This window comes from Pseudonocardia sp. OZ21 (assembly GCF_059359135.1).
On sequence record NZ_JCADBN010000001.1, the window covers coordinates 513,799 to 530,352 of the forward strand.

At 72.6% G+C, this 16,554-nt stretch carries 16 protein-coding genes; 6 read left to right on the forward strand and 10 right to left on the reverse strand.

The genetic code is table 11. The features are described from left to right. Positions 1 to 18 precede the first annotated feature (18 nt). Positions 19 to 516: a hypothetical protein gene (locus AC5L35_RS02525; protein WP_495057858.1), complete on the forward strand. Its 498-nt coding sequence runs from the start codon at positions 19 to 21 to the stop codon at positions 514 to 516. Here AC5L35_RS02525 and AC5L35_RS02530 read toward each other — a convergent pair. Both AC5L35_RS02530 and AC5L35_RS02535 read right to left on the reverse strand, forming a co-directional pair. Further along, entirely contained in the window at positions 482 to 922 is a 441-nt protein-coding gene (locus AC5L35_RS02530; protein ID WP_495057859.1) for a hypothetical protein, read from the reverse strand. The two genes, AC5L35_RS02525 and AC5L35_RS02530, sit on opposite strands and share 35 nt — an antisense overlap. 48 nt (positions 923 to 970) lie before the next feature. Continuing rightward, positions 971 to 1,411, reverse strand: a complete 441-nt coding sequence (locus AC5L35_RS02535; protein WP_495057860.1) for an Lrp/AsnC family transcriptional regulator — start codon at positions 1,409 to 1,411, stop codon at positions 971 to 973. Between the two features lie 81 nt (positions 1,412 to 1,492). On the opposite strand from AC5L35_RS02535, the gene lat reads away from it, so the two are divergent. Continuing rightward, positions 1,493 to 2,794: an L-lysine 6-transaminase gene (gene lat / locus AC5L35_RS02540; RefSeq protein WP_495057861.1), complete on the forward strand. Its 1,302-nt coding sequence runs from the start codon at positions 1,493 to 1,495 to the stop codon at positions 2,792 to 2,794. Next, a complete protein-coding gene (locus AC5L35_RS02545) occupies positions 2,791 to 4,365 on the forward strand; it encodes an aldehyde dehydrogenase family protein (RefSeq protein WP_495057862.1) in 1,575 nt (524 codons plus the stop codon). The genes lat and AC5L35_RS02545 overlap by 4 nt, the downstream gene beginning before the upstream one ends. A 58-nt stretch (positions 4,366 to 4,423) precedes the next feature. Here AC5L35_RS02545 and AC5L35_RS02550 read toward each other — a convergent pair whose 3' ends face one another. The 3 genes from AC5L35_RS02550 to AC5L35_RS02560 all read right to left on the reverse strand — a co-directional run bounded on the left by AC5L35_RS02550 (position 4,424) and on the right by AC5L35_RS02560 (position 7,670). Next, entirely contained in the window at positions 4,424 to 5,788 is a 1,365-nt protein-coding gene (locus AC5L35_RS02550; RefSeq protein ID WP_495057863.1) for an NAD(P)/FAD-dependent oxidoreductase, read from the reverse strand. Continuing rightward, positions 5,773 to 7,098 carry an aspartate aminotransferase family protein gene (locus tag AC5L35_RS02555; RefSeq protein WP_495058074.1) on the reverse strand — a complete coding sequence of 442 codons (1,326 nt, stop codon included), beginning with the start codon at positions 7,096 to 7,098 and terminating at the stop codon, positions 5,773 to 5,775. Before AC5L35_RS02555 ends, AC5L35_RS02550 begins: the two co-directional genes overlap by 16 nt. Positions 7,099 to 7,187: 89 nt before the next feature. After that, on the reverse strand, positions 7,188 to 7,670 hold the full coding sequence (locus AC5L35_RS02560; protein WP_495057864.1) for an Lrp/AsnC family transcriptional regulator: 483 nt from the start codon (positions 7,668 to 7,670) through the stop codon (positions 7,188 to 7,190). Positions 7,671 to 7,843: 173 nt separating this feature from the next. On the opposite strand from AC5L35_RS02560, the gene AC5L35_RS02565 reads away from it, so the two are divergent. Continuing rightward, the gene (locus AC5L35_RS02565) at positions 7,844 to 9,502 is read left to right on the forward strand and encodes an APC family permease (protein WP_495057865.1); all 1,659 of its coding nucleotides are present in this window, start codon (positions 7,844 to 7,846) and stop codon (positions 9,500 to 9,502) included. Between the two features lie 59 nt (positions 9,503 to 9,561). Here AC5L35_RS02565 and AC5L35_RS02570 read toward each other — a convergent pair whose 3' ends face one another. The 5 genes from AC5L35_RS02570 to thyX all read right to left on the reverse strand — a co-directional run bounded on the left by AC5L35_RS02570 (position 9,562) and on the right by thyX (position 14,890). Beyond that, positions 9,562 to 11,190, reverse strand: a complete 1,629-nt coding sequence (locus AC5L35_RS02570) for a ribonuclease J (protein WP_495058075.1) — start codon at positions 11,188 to 11,190, stop codon at positions 9,562 to 9,564. 202 nt (positions 11,191 to 11,392) lie between these two features. Then, positions 11,393 to 12,394 carry a 4-hydroxy-tetrahydrodipicolinate synthase gene (gene dapA, locus AC5L35_RS02575; protein WP_495057866.1) on the reverse strand — a complete coding sequence of 334 codons (1,002 nt, stop codon included), beginning with the start codon at positions 12,392 to 12,394 and terminating at the stop codon, positions 11,393 to 11,395. A gap of 127 nt (positions 12,395 to 12,521) precedes the next feature. Further along, a complete protein-coding gene (locus AC5L35_RS02580) occupies positions 12,522 to 13,148 on the reverse strand; it encodes a TIGR03085 family metal-binding protein (protein ID WP_495057867.1) in 627 nt (208 codons plus the stop codon). Positions 13,149 to 13,158: 10 nt separating this feature from the next. Continuing rightward, positions 13,159 to 13,905: an endonuclease/exonuclease/phosphatase family protein gene (locus AC5L35_RS02585; RefSeq protein WP_495057868.1), complete on the reverse strand. Its 747-nt coding sequence runs from the start codon at positions 13,903 to 13,905 to the stop codon at positions 13,159 to 13,161. Positions 13,906 to 14,137: 232 nt separating this feature from the next. Further along, positions 14,138 to 14,890 (reverse strand): FAD-dependent thymidylate synthase, encoded by a 753-nt coding sequence (thyX, locus tag AC5L35_RS02590; protein WP_495057869.1) that lies wholly within the window; start codon positions 14,888 to 14,890, stop codon positions 14,138 to 14,140. A 109-nt stretch (positions 14,891 to 14,999) separates the two neighbouring features. Here thyX and AC5L35_RS02595 point away from each other — a divergent pair, with 109 nt between their 5' ends. Then, positions 15,000 to 15,515 (forward strand): toxin-antitoxin system HicB family antitoxin, encoded by a 516-nt coding sequence (locus tag AC5L35_RS02595; protein ID WP_495057870.1) that lies wholly within the window; start codon positions 15,000 to 15,002, stop codon positions 15,513 to 15,515. 5 nt (positions 15,516 to 15,520) lie between these two features. After that, positions 15,521 to 16,489 carry a DUF4097 family beta strand repeat-containing protein gene (locus AC5L35_RS02600; protein ID WP_495057871.1) on the forward strand — a complete coding sequence of 323 codons (969 nt, stop codon included), beginning with the start codon at positions 15,521 to 15,523 and terminating at the stop codon, positions 16,487 to 16,489. Positions 16,490 to 16,554 lie beyond the last annotated feature (65 nt).

Consider the following 16,554-nt stretch of genomic DNA (forward strand, 5'->3'; position numbering starts at 1 on the left):
CACTGAGAGGGTGATCACGTGACGGACCACGGCGCGCACTCGTTCGACTTCATCCACGGCTCATGGCGGGTGCACAACACGAAGCTCCGCGACACCACCGATCCGCGATGCGAGGAGTGGGTGGAGTTCGACGCCGCCAGCGAGGTGTTCCCGGTGCTGCGCGGGGTCGGGCACGTCGACCGCATGGACGTCCCGGACCCACCCGACGGCGACCCGTTCGAGGGCTTCACCCTGCGGCTGTTCGATCCGGTGGCCGCCACCTGGAGCATCTGGTGGAGCTCCAGCCGCAACCCGGGCCACCTCGACCCGCCCATGGTGGGTTCCTTCGTCGGCGACCAGGGCGTCTTCCTCGCCGACGACGTCGTCGGCGGCCACGCGGTCACGGTGCGGTTCGAGTGGCTGGCGGGGGCCGCACCCCGGTGGCAGCAGTCCTTCTCCTACGACGGCGGCCACACCTGGAAGGTCAACTGGGTGATGGACTTCAGCCGGCAGCCGGGCGTTGCCGGCGGGACGTGAGGGCGTCCAGCACGAGCCCGGTGCCGATGCCGAGCAGCCAGACGTCCTTGGCGATGGCCAGGCCCTGCTGGGTGGGGCGCACGCTGCCTTCCTCGCGCAGGCCGGGGGTGCGCAGGTACAGCCCCACCAGACCTGCGGAGAACGCGGTCAGGGCCGCGCCGGCCAGGAGCGCCGGCACCGCGGGCAGCAGGAGCGCGGCGCCCACACCGATCTCGGTCAGGGCGAGCCCCCGCAGGAAGTGCGGGGGCTCGATCTGCTTGACGATCGGGTAGCAGCCACCTGCCATGCCGTGCAGGGCGCCCGCGGTCTGCTCGTCGGCTCTCCATTTCTGCAGACCCGAGTCGAGGATGAACACTCCCGCAGACGTCCGGAGCGGGAGCCTGCGGAGGATCGACGCCACGGTCATGGCTGCTCCTGGGTTCGGGGCTGTGGCCATGGGACTACCCCGAAACGGTCAGGAGTACCGGGTGAGCACCACCCACGTCGTGGTGCGCACCGTTTCGCGCCAGCCCGAGATCCGGTCGAGCACTGCGTCGAGCTCGCCCGCGCCGGGCGCCGACACCAGCACGATGAGGTCGAACTCCCCCGTCACCGTCTCGATCTCCGACACCCCGGGCAGCTCGCGGAGCCGCTGGACGTAGCCGGCGACGTCGGGCGTCCGGATCACGACCCCGACGCGAGCCCGGTGCGCGGCGGCGTCCCCCGGCAGCACCACGTCCGCGCGGTAGCCGCGGATCACGCCGGCACGCTCGAGGCGTTGCACGCGGGCGAGCACGGCCGTCCGGGACAGCCCGATGCTGCGCCCCAGCTCCGCCATCGGGGCGCGCCCGTCAGCGGCCAGCAGCATCAGCAGTCGGCGGTCCAGGTCGTCGAGCTGACGATCCGTCGGCGTCACGGCCGACATGGTGGCACTTCGCCGGGCAATACCGACGCTCGGCTGGCTGCGCCGTCAGGATCGCGTCAAGACACTGGACGCATGCCCGAGACCGTCACTCCCGAGCGCGTGCACGACACCCTGCGTCGCCACCTCCTGGTGGACGGCTTCGACCTCGTCCTGGACACCCGCGAAAGCCGGGGTTCCTGGATCGTCGACGCGCGGGACGGGACGCGCCACCTCGACCTGTTCAGCTTCTTCGCCTCGGCGCCGCTGGGCATGAACCACCCGGCGCTCACCGAGGACCCGGCGTTCCTGGCCGAGCTCACCCAGGTGGCGGTCAACAAGCCGTCCAACTCGGACATCTACACCACGCACATGGCGTCGTTCGTCGAGACGTTCAGCCGCGTGCTCGGTGACCCGGCGCTGCCGCACCTGTTCCTGGTCGAGGGCGGGGCACTGGCCGTCGAGAACGCGTTGAAGACCGCGTTCGACTGGAAGCAGCAGCACAACGCCCTGCACGGGCGCCCCGCCGCGCTGGGCACGAAGGTGCTGCACCTGCGCAAGGCCTTCCACGGCCGTAGCGGCTACACGCTCTCGCTCACCAACACCGACCCGGTGAAGACCGCCCGGTTCCCCACGTTCGACTGGCCGCGGATCGACGTGCCGGCGATCCGGTTCCCGATGGACGTCGCACAGGTGCAGGCGGCCGAGGACCGTGCACTGGCGCAGGCGAGGGCCGCGTTCGAGGCGAACCCCCACGACATCGCGTGCTTCATCGCCGAGCCGATCCAGGGCGAGGGCGGGGACAACCACCTGCGCCCGGAGTTCCTGCAGGCGATGCAGGCGTTGTGCCGGGAGTTCGACGCCCTGTTCGTGCTCGACGAGGTGCAGACCGGCTGTGGGATGACCGGCACGGCCTGGGCCTACCAGCAGCTCGACATCCAGCCCGACATCGTGGCGTTCGGCAAGAAGCTGCAGGTCTGCGGGATCATGGCGGGCGGCCGGGTGGACGAGGTGCCCGGCAACGTGTTCCGGGTGTCGTCACGGATCAACTCGACGTGGGGCGGCGGGCTCACCGACATGGTCCGCTCGCGGCGCTACCTCGAGGTGATCGAGGCCGAGGGGCTGGTGGATCGGGCCGCGGTGCTCGGCAAGCGGCTGCTCGACGACCTGCGGGCCGTCGACGGGATCGACAACGTGCGCGGGCGCGGGCTGTTCGTCGCCTTCGACCTGCCCTCGCCGCAGGCCCGGGCCGCCGCGCTGCAGAAGCTGCACCGTGACGAGAAGGTGCTGGTGCTCGGCGGGGGCGAGCGGTCGATCCGGCTGCGGCCCGCCCTGACGATCGGTGAGGACGAGCTCGCGCTGGCCGTCGCGGCGATCAGCCGGGCGGTGGCGGCGTGACCGGGACCGGGACCGGGACCGTGCGCACGATCGGGTCGTTCGTCGAGGGCAAGTGGCGCGACGACGCCCCGGGCGGGCGTCTCACGTCGGTGGACCCGGCGCGCGGCGAGACCGTCGCCGAGGCGCTGCTCGGTGACGCCGGGACGTTCGTCGAGGCGTGCCGGGCCGCCCGCGCCGCGCAGCGCGCCTGGGCCGCCACCCCGGCTCCCGTGCGGGGGCGGGTGGTCGAGCAGATCGGGCGGCTGGTCGAGGCCAACGCCGAGGCACTGGCCGCCCTGGTCACCCGCGAGATCGGCAAGCCGCTGGCGGAGGCCAGGGGCGAGGTGCAGGAGGTGGTCGACACCTGCACGTTCTTCGCCGGGGAGGGCCGCAGGCTCTACGGGCAGACCGTTCCCAGCGAGATGCCCGACAAGCAGCTCTTCACGTTCCGCGTGCCCGTCGGCGTCGCGGCGATCGTGACGGCGGGCAACTTCCCGGTGGCGGTGCCGTCCTGGTACCTCGTGCCCGCGCTGCTGTGCGGCAACGCCGTGGTGTGGAAGCCCGCCGAGTACACCCCGGCCATCGCGGAGGCGTTCACCGAGCTGTTCGTGCGCGGTGGGCTCCCCGACGGCGTGCTGAACACGGTGCTGACCGACGGACCCGCCACGTTCGACGGGCTCGAGACGGCGCTGGACGCAGGGCTGGTCGACAAGATCGGGTTCACCGGGTCGTCGGCGATCGGTGTGCGGATCGGCGAGCTCGCCGGGCGGCACCTGCAGAACCCGTGCCTGGAGCTGGGCGGGAAGAACCCGCTGGTGGTGATGCCGGACGCCGACCTCGACCTCGCCGTCGAGGGCGCCCTGTTCTCCGGATTCGGCACGGCCGGGCAGCGCTGCACCTCGCTGGGCACGGTCGTGGTGCACGAGAGCGTGCACCAGGAGTTCCTGCGCCGCTTCGACTCCGACGTGCGCGCCGCCGTGATCGGCAACCCGACCCGGGACGACGTCCTCTACGGGCCGATGATCTCCGCGCGGTTCCTGCAGAGCTTCGAGCGCCACCTCGACCTGGTGCTCCCGCACCACACCCTGCACGGCTCCACCGGCACCGGGCGGATCACCGCAGCCAACCCGCGGGAGGGCTTCGTGGGCGACGCGGCAGCGGGCCTCTACGCCCACCCGACGGTCGTCGACGGCGTGCAGGCCGACGACGAGCTGTACCGCACCGAGACGTTCGGGCCGATCGTCGGCGTCGCCGCGTTCGGGACGTTCGACGAGGCGGTCGAGCTGGCCAACGGGCACGGTTACGGGCTCTCGGCGTCGATCTACACGTCCACGCCGGTGCACGCGTTCCGGTTCCGTGAGCGGGTGAGCGCGGGGATGGTGAGCGTCAACAACTCGACCTCCGGCGCCGAGGCACACCTGCCGTTCGGCGGAAACGGTCGCTCCGGCAACGGCAGCCGGCAGTCGGGGGTGTGGGTGCTCGACCAGTTCACCCGCTGGCAGTCGATGAACTGGGACTTCGCGGGCAAGTTGCAGAAGGCCCAGATGGACACCGCACAGCTTCCGGCGGACGTCGGTTTCCGTCTGCCGTGACCCCGGGGGGTCGGGTGCGGGTGCGGGTGCTGCGGCACCCGCACCCGCACACGGGGGATCACCCACCCAGCGCGCGGGACAGCGACGCGGCGACCACGCTCGGCCTCCGGGTGAGGCGTTCCTCCCCGTCGGCCAGGGTCATCAGGCGCAGCCCGACGTTCACCAGCAGCCAGCGCAGGGGCTCGGGCTCCCAGCGCCGCGAGCGGTGACCCACCCAGGGCAGTGCAGTGAGCGGGTCGTCGCGGCCGAGGATCAGCGCGGCCAGGGTGGCGCCCGCCAGGTGGGACGTGGCGACGCCGTCGCCGACGTAGCCACCCGCCCAGCCGGCGCCGGCCGGGGTGAGACCGACGCCGGCGTGCCAGTCGCGCGGGATGCCCAGGGGCCCGCCCCAGGCGTGGGTGAAGTCGTCCGGCCGCAGCGCCGGGAACAGGTCGGTCGCCGCCGCCCGCAGCCCGGCGAACACCCGCTGATCACGGTCGAACGCCGGCCGGATCTGCGAGCGCCAGTGGTACGGGGCACCGCGGCCGCCGAAGACGAGCCGGTCGTCGGCGGTGCGCTGGCCGTAGACGATGAGGTGGCGGTGGTCCGTGAAGGTCTGCCCGCCGGCCAGTCCGGCCCCGTCCCAGAAGGACGGGGGCAGCGGCCGGGTGGCGACGATCAGCGAGTACACCGGGGCGACCGAGCGCGACGCGAGCCCGGCGCTCCACGCCTCCGTGGCGCGCACGGTGGCGCGCGCCCGGACCACCCCCCGTTCGGTCACGACCTCCCGGGGCCCGATCGACACGGCGGTGGTGCCCTCCGCGATGCACCCGCCCCGGCGCTCGACGGCCCGGGCCAGCCCGCGGACAAGGCGCGCGGGCTGGATGCGCGCGCAGTGCGGGGTGACCGTGGCACCCAGGACGTCCGACGCGCCGACCAGCGACGCCGCCTCCGCGGCCCCGACCAGCGAGATCTCGTCGGCACCCGACTCGGCGGCCTCGGCCCGGGCCCGGACGAGCTGGGCCGGCGTGCGTGCGAGAGCCACCGTGCCGCCCTTGCGCCAGTCGCAGGCGATCCCTTCCTCGGTCACCACCGCACCCACGTCGTCGACGGTGGCGCGCATCGCCGCCCGCATCGCGACCGCGGCGGCGGCGCCGTGGCGCCGGGCGAGGGCCGCCGTGCTCGCCGGGAACAGCGCCGAGCACCAGCCGCCGTTGCGCCCGCTCGCCCCGAAGCCCGCCACCTCCCGTTCGACCACGACGACACGCAGGCCGGGGTCACCACGCAGCAGCCAGTACGCGGTCCAGAGGCCGGTGTAGCCGGCCCCGACCACGCAGACGTCGGCGTCGGTGTCGCCGGAGAGCGGGGGCCGGGACGTGAGTGCGTCGCCGTCGGCGACGACCTGCTCGTGCCACAGCGACAGTGACCTCAGAGTCGCGCCCACGCCTCGGTCAGCACCCCCCGCAGGATCCCCTCGATCTCGTCGAACTCCGCGGGACCCGCGACGAGCGGCGGGGCCAGCTGGATGACGGGGTCGCCGCGGTCGTCGGCCCGGCAGTACAGCCCGGCCTCGAACAGGGCCTTGGAGAGGAACCCACGCAGCAGGCGCTCGCACTCCTGGGCGTCGAACGTCTCCTTGGTGCTCTTGTCCTTCACCAGTTCGATGCCGAAGAAGAACCCCTCGCCGCGCACGTCGCCCACGATCGGCAGGTCCAGCAGCTTCTCGAGCGTCGCCCGGAAGACCGGGGACTGCGCCCGCACGTGGTCGTTGAGCCCCTCGCGCTCGAAGATGTCGAGGTTCGCCATGCCGACCGCCGCCGAGACGGGATGCCCGCCGAAGGTGTAGCCGTGCAGGAAGGAGGTGGCGCCCTTGCGGAACGGCTCGAACAGCCGGTCGCTCGCGATCATCGCGCCGATCGGCGAGTAGCCAGAGGTCATCCCCTTGGCGCAGGTGATGATGTCGGGGACGTAGCCGAAGTCGTCGCAGGCGAACATGCTGCCGATCCGCCCGAACGCGCAGATCACCTCGTCGGACACGAGCAGGACGTCGTGGGTGTCGCAGATCTCGCGCAGCCGCTCGAAGTAGCCGGGCGGCGGCGGGAAGCAGCCACCCGCGTTCTGCACCGGCTCGACGAACACCGCGGCGACGGTGTCGGCGCCCTCGGCGAGGATCGCCTCCTCGACGCGGTCGGCGGCCCACCGGCCGAATGCCTTGAGGTCCCCGCCGACGTGGCTCGGCGCCCGGTAGGCGTTGGTGTTGGGCACCTTGAACGCACCAGGGACGAGCGGCTCGTAGGGGATGCGCAGATCGGGCACGCCGGTGATCGCGAGCGCTCCCTGCGGGGTGCCGTGGTAGGCGATCGAGCGGCTGATCACCTTGTGCTTGGTGGGCTTGCCGACGAGCTTGAAGTACTGCTTGGCGAGCTTCCACGCGCTCTCGACGGCCTCGCCGCCGCCGGTGGTGAAGAAGACCCGGTTGAGATCCCCCGGCGCGTACGCCGCGAGCCGCTCGGCCAGGTCGATCGCGCCCGGGTGGGCGTAGGACCAGATCGGGAAGTACGCCAGCTCCGAGGCCTGCCGCGCCGCCGCCTCGGCGAGCTCGCGGCGGCCGTGGCCCGCCTGCACGACGAAGAGGCCGGCGAGCCCGTCGAGGTACTCGCGACCCGCGGCGTCCCAGACCCGGCAGCCCTCGCCGCGCACCATGATCGGGACCTGCCCGCCGTCCTCGTAGGTGGAGTGGCGGGTGAAGTGCATCCACAGGTGGTCGCGGGCGGCCTCGACGCGGTCGGTGCCGCGCGGGGTGCGGCCCGGTTCGGTGCCGGAGGCGGTTTCGGGTGACGTGGTCAACGGGTTCCCCAGTTGTAATGCTGCTTGCGCAGCTTCATGTAGACGAACGTCTCGGTGCTGCGGACGCCGGGCAGTGCCCGGATCCGCCTGCCGACCAGCTCCAGGAGGTGCTCGTCGTCCTCACAGACCGCTTCCGCCAGCACGTCGAAGCTGCCTGCGGTGATCACCACGTAGTCGACCTCCGGCATCGCGGCCAGCGCGTCGGCCAGCTCGACGACATCGCCGTCCACGCGCACGCCGACCATCGCCTGGCGACGGAACCCGAGCTGGAGCGGGTCGGTGACCGCGACGATCTGGATCACGCCCGCCTCCTGCAGGCGGGCCACCCGCTGCCGTACCGCGGCCTCGGAGAGACCCACGGTGCGGGCGATCGTGGCGTAGGGCCGCCTGCCGTCCTCCTGGAGCTGTTCGACGATCGCCTTGCCGACGTCGTCGAGCAACGCATGAACGGCGGAGCGCGGCTCCGGGGTGGTGACCACGGTCCTGAGAGTAGACGTCCGATTCCGACTTCGGAACGAAATCCGTTGACGGCCAAGACATGCAACACGGATTTCATCGCATTGATCAAAGACGGTATCGAAATCCGTCGTTCACCCCGTTAAGGTCCGCCGTACGTCACAGCGCGTGACACGGTTGGCGACCGGAGGATTCGATGACCACAAAGGAAACGCCCCCGGTGACAGCGCCCGACGGCTCGGCGCCCGGCGCGAAGGGCCTGCAGGGCGGCGCCCTCGGCCTCGTCTCCAGCGTCGTGATCGGGCTGGCGTCCACCGCCCCCGCCTACAGTCTCGCCGCGAGCCTCGGTCTCATCGTGGTGCTGGCGGGCGAGAAGGCACCGTCGATCATGCTGCTGGCGTTCATCCCGATGTACCTGATCGCCGTGGCCTACCGGGAGCTCAACCGTGCCGAACCCGACTGCGGCACCACGTTCACCTGGGCCGGGCGTGCCTTCGGGCCGTGGATGGGCTGGATGGGCGGCTGGGGCATCATCGCGGCGGACGTCATCGTGATGGCCAACCTCGCGCAGATCGCAGGCCAGTACTCCTTCCTGCTGGTGGGCGCCGACTCGCTGGCCGCGAGCACGCTGTGGACCACCGTCGCGGGCGTCGTGTGGATCGCGGTGATGACCTACATCTGCTACCGCGGCATCGAGGTCTCGGCCCGCCTGCAGTACGCGCTGCTCGGCATCGAACTCGTGGTTCTCGCGGCGTTCGCCGTGGTCGCACTGGTCAAGGTCTACTCCGGGGACGCTCCGGCGGGCTCCATCGTCCCGAGCATCGCGTGGCTGTGGCCGAGCGGCATCACCCTGTCCGACCTCGTCGACGCCGTGCTGATCGCCGTGTTCCTGTACTGGGGCTGGGACACCGCCGTGGCCGTCAACGAGGAGAGCGACGACCCGGGACGCACGCCGGGCCGCGCCGCGGTGCTGTCGACCCTGCTGCTCCTGGTCACCTACGCACTGGTGTCGGTGGCCACCGTCGCCTTCGCGGGCACCGGCACCGAGGGCATCGGCCTGGGCAACCCGGAGAACTCCGACGACGTGTTCGCCGCCATCGGCCCGGCCGTGTTCGGCGAGAGCGGCCTCGGCCACTTCTTCGTCGTCCTGCTGATCATCTCGGTGCTCACGTCGTCGGCCGCGTCCACCCAGACGACGATCCTGCCGACGGCCAGGGCCGCGCTGTCCATGGGCGCGTACCGGGCGATCCCGCGGCGCTTCGCCGGTATCCACCCGCGCTACCTGACCCCGGGCTACGCCACCTGGGCCATGGGCATCGCGTCGATCGTGTTCTACGTGGGCCTCACGCTGATCAGCGAGAACGTGCTGGCCGACTCGATCTCCGCCGTCGGCCTGCTGATCGCCTTCTACTACGGGCTCACCGGGTTCGCCTGTGTCTGGTACTACCGCAGGCAACTGCACGGGCGCGACCTGTGGGTCAAGGGGGTGCTGCCCGGCCTCGGCGGCGTGATGCTGCTCGTGGCGTTCGTGCTCTCCAGCATCGACTACGCGGCGGCGGACGCCGGCGCCACCACGGTCTTCGGCATCGGCGGGGTGTTCCTGATCGGCATCGGGGCGCTGCTGCTCGGCGCCGTGCTCATGCTGATCTACAGCCGGGTGGAACCGCCGTTCTTCCGCGGGGAGACCCTGCAGCCCGGCACCGCCGACCTGCTGATCGGTGCGGACGACCCGGTGCCCCACGTCCGGTTGCCCGACTCGGGCGACATGTCCACGGTGATCGCCCCCGACCGCTCCAACCTCCCGCCCGGCCAGGAGCCCCACGAACCGCGCCGCGGCGGGCCCAGCGGGGACTGACGGAGCGCCGCCGCCGCGCCGGCCCCGGAACAGGGCGGCGCGGCGGCAGGGCCGTGCGGTCAGACCGCGATGACCGTGGGCACGATCATCGGGCGCCTGCGGTAGGTCTCGCCCACCCACTTGCCCACCACGCGGCGCACCGACTGGGCGATGCGGTGGGTGTCGGTGATGCCCTCGGACTCGGTGCGGGACAGCTCGTCCTCCACCAGCGGCAGCACCGCGTCCAGAGCCTTGGGGTCGTCGGAGAATCCGCGGCCCGACAGCGTCGGGCGCGACACCGCGCGGCCCGTGGTGGAGTCGACCGCCACCGTGATGGAGATGAACCCGCCCTCGCCCAGCACGAGCCGGTCGCCGAGGGTGCTCTCGCCGATGTCGCCGACGGCGAGCCCGTCGACGTACACGCGCCCCACCTCGACGCGACCCGTGATCGACGCCTTGCCGTCGACGAGGTCGACCACCACGCCGTCCTCCGCGAGCACCACGGACTCCTCCGGCACGCCGGTCCTCGTGGCCAGGGCGGCGTTGGCCCGCAGGTGGCGCCACTCGCCGTGCACCGGCATCACGTTGCTCGGCCGCACCGCGTTGTAGAGGAACAGCAGTTCCCCTGCCGGCGAGTGCCCGGAGACGTGCACCTTCGCGGTGCCCTGGTGCACGACCTTGGCCCCCAGCCGGGTGAGCCCGTTGATCACGCCGAACACCGCGGTCTCGTTGCCCGGGATGAGCGAGCTGGCCAGGATGATCGTGTCCTCCGGCCGGATACGCACCGAGCGGTGGTCGCCACGCGCCATCCTCGCGAGCGCCGACAGCGGCTCGCCCTGCGACCCGGTGGAGACGATCACCAGCTGGTCGTCGGGCAGGTCCATCGCGTCGTCGATCTCGACGAGCAGACCCTCGGGCACCGTGAGGAAGCCCAGCTCGGCGGCCAGGCCCATGTTGCGCACCATGGACCGCCCGACCAGGCACACCTTCCGCTTGTGGGCGACGGCGGCGTCGAGCACCTGCTGCACGCGGTGCACGTGGCTCGCGAAGCAGGCGAGGATGATCCGCGCCGGCGAGCGGTGGAACACCCCGTCGAGCACCGGGCCGATCTCGCGCTCGGCGATCACGAACCCCGGCACGTCGGCGTTGGTGGAGTCCACGAGGAACAGGTCGACACCTTCGTCGCCGAGCCGGGAGAACCCGGCCAGGTCGGTGAGCCTCCCGTCGAGCGGGAGCTGGTCGAGCTTGATGTCGCCCGTGTGCAGCACCAGACCCGCCGGCGTCCGGATCGCGACGGCGAGCGCGTCCGGGATCGAGTGGTTGACCGCGAAGTACTCGCAGTCGAACGAGCCGTGACGCAGCCGGGTGCCCTCCTTCACCTCGAGGAGGTGGGGCGTGAGCCGGTGCTCCTTGCACTTGGCCGCCACCAGCGCGAGCGTGAACCGCGACCCGACGATGAGCAGGTCGGGCCGCTGGCGCAGCAGGAACGGCACCGCGCCGATGTGGTCCTCGTGACCGTGGGTCAGCACCAGCGCGTCGATGTCGTCGAGGCGGTCCTCGATCGCCCGGAAGTCGGGCAGGATCAGGTCGACGCCGGGTGAGTCCTCGGCCGGGAACAGCACTCCGCAGTCGACGACGAGCAACCGGCCCTCGTACTCGAACACGGTCATGTTGCGGCCGATCTCACCGATCCCGCCGAGCGCGACCACCCGCAGGGCGCCTTCGGGCAGGGGCGGTGGGGGGCCGGCGGGGAGCTCGGCGGGGTTGACCTCCTCCGGCGGAGCCGGAACAGGTCGGCCTTGGTCACGCCGGGGCGGCCGGGAACGGCGATCGGACCGGGAACGGTCGGACCGGGCAGGGGGGCGACTCAACTAGTTGTCCTCGCGATAGTGGGGGAAGCAGGAGGTGCTCTCAGCGGTAGGCGACCTGTACGTCGAGGTCGGCGGGGGTGCAGGCACCCGGCCCGGGATCGACGCGGCTGACCGCGCGATACGCATCGGGGCCCAACGACACCCCGGCCGCACGCAGGTCGGACGCGACGGCCGCCACCTGCTCCTCGGTGGCGGGCGGCAGCGGCAGGCGGGGGTTCCCGACGTCGACGCCGCGCAACTGCAGCGCCGCCTTCGAGAACACCACCCCGCCGACCCGGCCCATCGCGTGGGTCACCGGCAGGGTGCTGGCGTTGATCGCCCTGGCCCGGGCGACGTCGCCTGCCTCGTACGCGTCGAGCAGGTCACGCAGCCGGTCGGCCACGACGTGGCCGATCACGCTGACGAACCCGACCGCACCGACCGCCAGCCACGGCAGGTTCACCGGGTCGTCGCCGGAGTAGTAGGCCAGCGGCGTGGTGGCGATGATCTGGGTGCCGACGCGGAGGTCGTTGCGGGCGTCCTTGACGGCCAGGATCCGCGGGTGTTCGGAGAGCCGCTGCAGCGTCTCGATCTCGATCGGGATGACGCTGCGCGGCGGGATGTCGTAGAGCATCACGGGCAGGTCGGTGGCGTCGGCGATCGCCGTGAAGTGCAGCACCAGCCCCGACTGGGGCGGCCGCGAGTAGTACGGCGTGACGACCAGCAGCCCGTGTGCGCCCGCCTTCTCGGCTGCGCGGGCGAGCTCGATGCTGTGAGCGGTGTCGTAGGTGCCCGCCCCCGCGACCACCGTGGCCCGGTCACCCACCGCGCTCACCACCGCGCGGACCAGGTCGGCCTTCTCCTGGTCCGTGGTGGTCGGCCCCTCCCCCGTGGTGCCGTTCACCACCAGCCCGTCATTGCCCAGGTCGAGCAGGTGAGCGGCCAGTTCCTCGGCCTTGTCGAGGTCGAGGCGACCGTCGGCGTCGAAGGGCGTGACCATCGCGGTCAGCACCCGGCCGAACGGCCGGCCCGGCGGGCGCGCTCCAACAGGGGTGGGACTCATGTGGTGACGGTACCGCCCGGGGGTCGCCAGGTGACCCCCAGCGCCGCACCCGGATGCACGGACTCCACCCGGATCGGACATCCGGGCAGGCGACGGTGGCGTGCGAGCGGCCCCCGTGACGCCCCGGCTACACGCCGCGCCGCGCCGCGGCCACCGCCGCGACGTCCGCGGTGTCGCCCTCCAGTTCGACGCGCGCGGCGTCGCGCCCGAACGCGTGCAGGACGAGCTCACCCGGCTCGCCCACGATCGTGACCACCCCGGAACCGGTCTTGACGACGTGCTGCTCGCCCGAGGGCCGGCGCAGCACGATCCCCGTGGGCGTGCGCCGGTACAGCGTGCGGCCCATCCGGGTGACCGCGGCCCACAGGCGGGCGTCGCGGGCCGAGTCGGCCGCCCGCGGCTCCCAGCCCGGCTCGCCACGACGGATGTCCTCGTGGTGGACGAAGAACTCGACGCCGTTGGCGACCTCGTCGAGCCGCTCGATCCGGTACGGCGACCAGACCGGCGCCCCGGCCCGCAGCTGCCCGACCATCTCGCCCCACGGGGTGTGGTCGTAGCCGTGCATCGCCCGCTCGGTGAGCGGGGCCAGCGCGGGCACCACGATGCCGGGCGCGGCCCACGGCTGCCGCTCGCGGACCAGCAGGTGGGCCAGCAGGTGCCGGGTGGTCCATCCCTCGCACAGGGTGGGCCGGTCAGGCCCCACCCGCTCCAGCTCGTCGCTGATCGCGGCACGCTCACTGCTCGCCAGGCTCATCGCGCAGACCCTATTCCCCCTCGCCGTTGCACGGGCCGACGGCGGCGGCCACCCCGTGGTGGTCGGAGCCTGCGAGGGTGATCCGCCGCGCGTCGTCGCCGCACCACCCCGAGCTGACCAGGACGTGGTCGATGCGCAGCAGCAAGGATGTCCACTGCCCGGTGGAGGTGTGGCCGCCCCACCCGTCGCGCATCGCGTCGAGGAGCCCGCCGTCGCGCAGGATCTCCCGGTAGTCGCGGCTGCGGTCGGGGGTGTTGAGGTCACCGGTGACGACGACGGGCCGGGTCTCCCCGGCCACCCGCCCGGCGAGCGCCACCATGATGCGATGGTGTTCCGGGACGGTGGCCTGGTAGGCACCCTCGGTGGTGAACCAGGGCCGCGGCACGTGCAGCGCGTACAGCACGAACGGGCCCTGCGGACCGGTCACCTCCAGCCGCAACCCGGGCAGGTCGGGGGCCGGCGTCTCGAGCACCCGCATCGGAAACCTGCTGTAGACGGCCACCTGCGGCCCGCCGAGGGTGCGCTCGCGGTACGGGTAGGCAGATTCCAGGGCAGGTGCCGGCGTGCCGGTCATCTCCGACATCACCAGGACGTCGGGGCGCACCGCGAGGAGATCGCCCGCCGAGTCGGGCCTGTCCATCACGTTGGCGTCCACCACCGTGACCGCGTGGCCCGGTGCGACCGCACCGGCGTCGGCAGGCAACCAGGGCCCGACGACCGCGGTGACGCCCACCGCGAGCGCCGACGCCGCGGGCACCAGCCAGCGTCGACGGCCCAGCGCACCGCAACGGCCAGGGCGGCGACGACCAGCGCCGCAGCCACCACCGGGAGCACGATCGCGAGGACGTCGGTGACCGTCCCGAAGGCGTCCCGCACGACGAACCAGGCCCACGGCACGGCGGCCAGGGCCACGACCAGGGCCGCCGGACCGATGCGGTCCACCGACCGTCGACGGCGCGCGGGCTCCGTGGGGTCGGCCCGCGCGTTGGTCACCCCTCGGTGACGAACGGGCTGGACGCGATCTCGGAGCCGTCGTCCAGCGTGGCGATGTCGAAGTCGCCGAACACGTTGGGCACCTCGCGCTGCAACTGGCGCAGGCACTCGATGGCGAGCTCGCGGATCTCGACGTCGGCGTGCTCGGTGGCCCGCATCGCGATGAAGTGCCGCCATGCCCGGTAGTTGCCGGTGACCACGATGCGGGTCTCGGTGGCGTTGGGCAGCACGGCGCGGGCGGCCTGGCGCGCCTGCTTGCGCCGCAGCGTGGCGTTGGGGACGTCGGCGAACCGCTTCTCCAGCCCTTCCAGCAGCCGCTCGTAGGCCGTGACGGACGCCTGCGCTGCCTCGGTGAACAGCTCGTGCAGCTCGGGGTCGGCCGCGATGACGTCGGGCTCGACCATCGCGGCGTCGCGCTCGGGGACGTAGCGCTGGGACAGCTGGCTGTAGGAGAAGTGCCGGTGGCGGATGAGCTCATGGGTGAGCGACCGCGAGACGCCGGTGAGGTAGAAGCTCACCGTGCCGTGCTCGAGCACGGACAGGTGGCCGACCTCGAGGATGTGGCGCAGGTACCCGGCGTTGGTGGCGGTGGCCGGGTTCGGCTTCTTCCACGACTGGTAGCACGCACGCCCGGCGAACTCGGCGAGCGCCTGACCCCCGTCGGCGTCGGTGCTCCACGGCACGCCCTCAGGGGCGACGAACTCGGTCTTGGCGACGAGCTGGACGCCCAGCGGCACGATCTGCGGCATGGCGGCAGCGTAACCGGGCCCTCCGACGGAACTCCGTGACACCACTCAGGACCGCCGAGACGCCATAGAATCCCTTGACTGGCGTCACGGATGACGCCACAGTGATGTCATGGATCTCAGTCAGTACGTCACGCAGCTGCGGGAGGATCTCGCCTCCGCAGCCGGGGCGGGTGACGAGCAGACGCAGCGCACCGCCGCGCTGCTCGGCGCCGCCATCGAGCCGGCCGCCCGGCTGGCCCTCATGAACGCGCTTTCCGACCTCGCGGCCGAGGTCACCGCCGCACTGCCGGACCGCGTGGTCGAGGTACGCCTCGACGGCCGGGACGTCCGCGTCGCGGTCACCGCCGACCCGGCCGCCGAACCTGCCCCGGAGGAGCCGCCGTCCTTCCGCGGGTTCACCGGTGGCGCCGACGCCGGGGACATCAGCCGGATCACGCTCCGGATGATGGAACAGATCAAGAACCAGGCCGAGCAGGCGGCGGCCGCGCAGGGCGTGTCACTCAACTCGTGGGTGGCGCAGGCCGTGCAAGGAGCACTGGCCGGGGGCGGGCGGCGTTCCGGACGCCGCAGCGGGGGGCCGGGCGAACGCGACGAGCGGCGCCTGCGCGGATGGGTCGAGGGGTGAGCGACATGGTGGATTTCGCGAAGGACGAGCCCAGCGCTGCCGCGGAGCTGGTGCGCCAGCAGAGCTGGCCGGTGGACGGCACCGCCGAGCTGGAGCTGACGGTGGACGTCGGCCGGATCCGGGTGCATCTCGACGAGCAGGTCGGGGGCACCGGCGAGGGCAGCGCGGGCGACGTGCGGGTGGAGGTGCGCCACGACCCGTCGGCGGGCAACACCTGGACCCAGGGGCTCACAGGCATCATCAGCTGGCTCGGCGGTCCCGGCGGGCCGGGCGGCACGGGCGGGGCCGGTAGCGCCGACGAGCTGGCGGCGGAGGCCGTCCGGGCGGCGGAGATCACCTGGTCGGAGACGGGCAGGCGGCTCATCGTCCGCTCCTCGCAGGACCTCCCGTTGCGCGTGGTGCCACTGGCGATCACCGTGTCGGCCCCGGCCGGCTCGCGGCTCGCCGCCCGCACGGGCGCAGGCGACATCCGGGTGACCGGGCGGGCCGGGTGGGCGGGCGTGCGCACCGGCTCCGGCCAGATCTCCGTGGCCGCCGTGGCCGGCGACGCGGACGTCACCACCGGGTCCGGCGACGTCGAGCTCGGGTCGGTGAGCGGCCGCACGCGGGTGCGCACCGGGTCGGGCCAGGTGTCGGTGGCCGCCACCGGCGGCCCCGCCGAGATCCGGGCCAGCAGCGGGACCGTGGCGGTGGGCGAGGTGGCAGGCGACCTCGGGGTACGCACCGGTTCCGGCGACGTGGTGATCGCCGACGCCCGCAGCGGGAATCTGGATCTCACCACCGGCTCCGGCGGGCTGCGCATCGGTGTGCACCCCGGGGTCGGCGCCGAGCTCGACCTCACGTCAGGGTCGGGCCGGGCCACCAGCGACCTGGAGGTGACCGAGGTGGCGCCGGAACGGCCCGCCACGCTGCAGGTACGCGGCCGGACCGGCAGCGGTGACGTGCTCGTGACGCGGGCCGCCGTGGCCGTCTGACGAGCCGCCACGGCGGCTGTCCGCGGTGACGGGTGCTGCGGCGCCCGGCACCGCGGACACGGATG

Coding starts and splice junctions, on each gene's coding strand:
- AC5L35_RS02530 (WP_495057859.1), bottom strand. CDS start 922: ATGACCGTGGCGTCGATCCTCCGCAGGCTCCCGCTCCGGACGTCTGCG.
- lat (WP_495057861.1), top strand. CDS start 1,493: ATGCCCGAGACCGTCACTCCCGAGCGCGTGCACGACACCCTGCGTCGC.
- AC5L35_RS02555 (WP_495058074.1), bottom strand. CDS start 7,098: ATGCACTTCACCCGCCACTCCACCTACGAGGACGGCGGGCAGGTCCCG.
- AC5L35_RS02565 (WP_495057865.1), top strand. CDS start 7,844: ATGACCACAAAGGAAACGCCCCCGGTGACAGCGCCCGACGGCTCGGCG.
- dapA (WP_495057866.1), bottom strand. CDS start 12,394: ATGAGTCCCACCCCTGTTGGAGCGCGCCCGCCGGGCCGGCCGTTCGGC.
- AC5L35_RS02580 (WP_495057867.1), bottom strand. CDS start 13,148: ATGAGCCTGGCGAGCAGTGAGCGTGCCGCGATCAGCGACGAGCTGGAG.
- thyX (WP_495057869.1), bottom strand. CDS start 14,890: ATGCCGCAGATCGTGCCGCTGGGCGTCCAGCTCGTCGCCAAGACCGAG.
- AC5L35_RS02595 (WP_495057870.1), top strand. CDS start 15,000: ATGGATCTCAGTCAGTACGTCACGCAGCTGCGGGAGGATCTCGCCTCC.
- AC5L35_RS02600 (WP_495057871.1), top strand. CDS start 15,521: ATGGTGGATTTCGCGAAGGACGAGCCCAGCGCTGCCGCGGAGCTGGTG.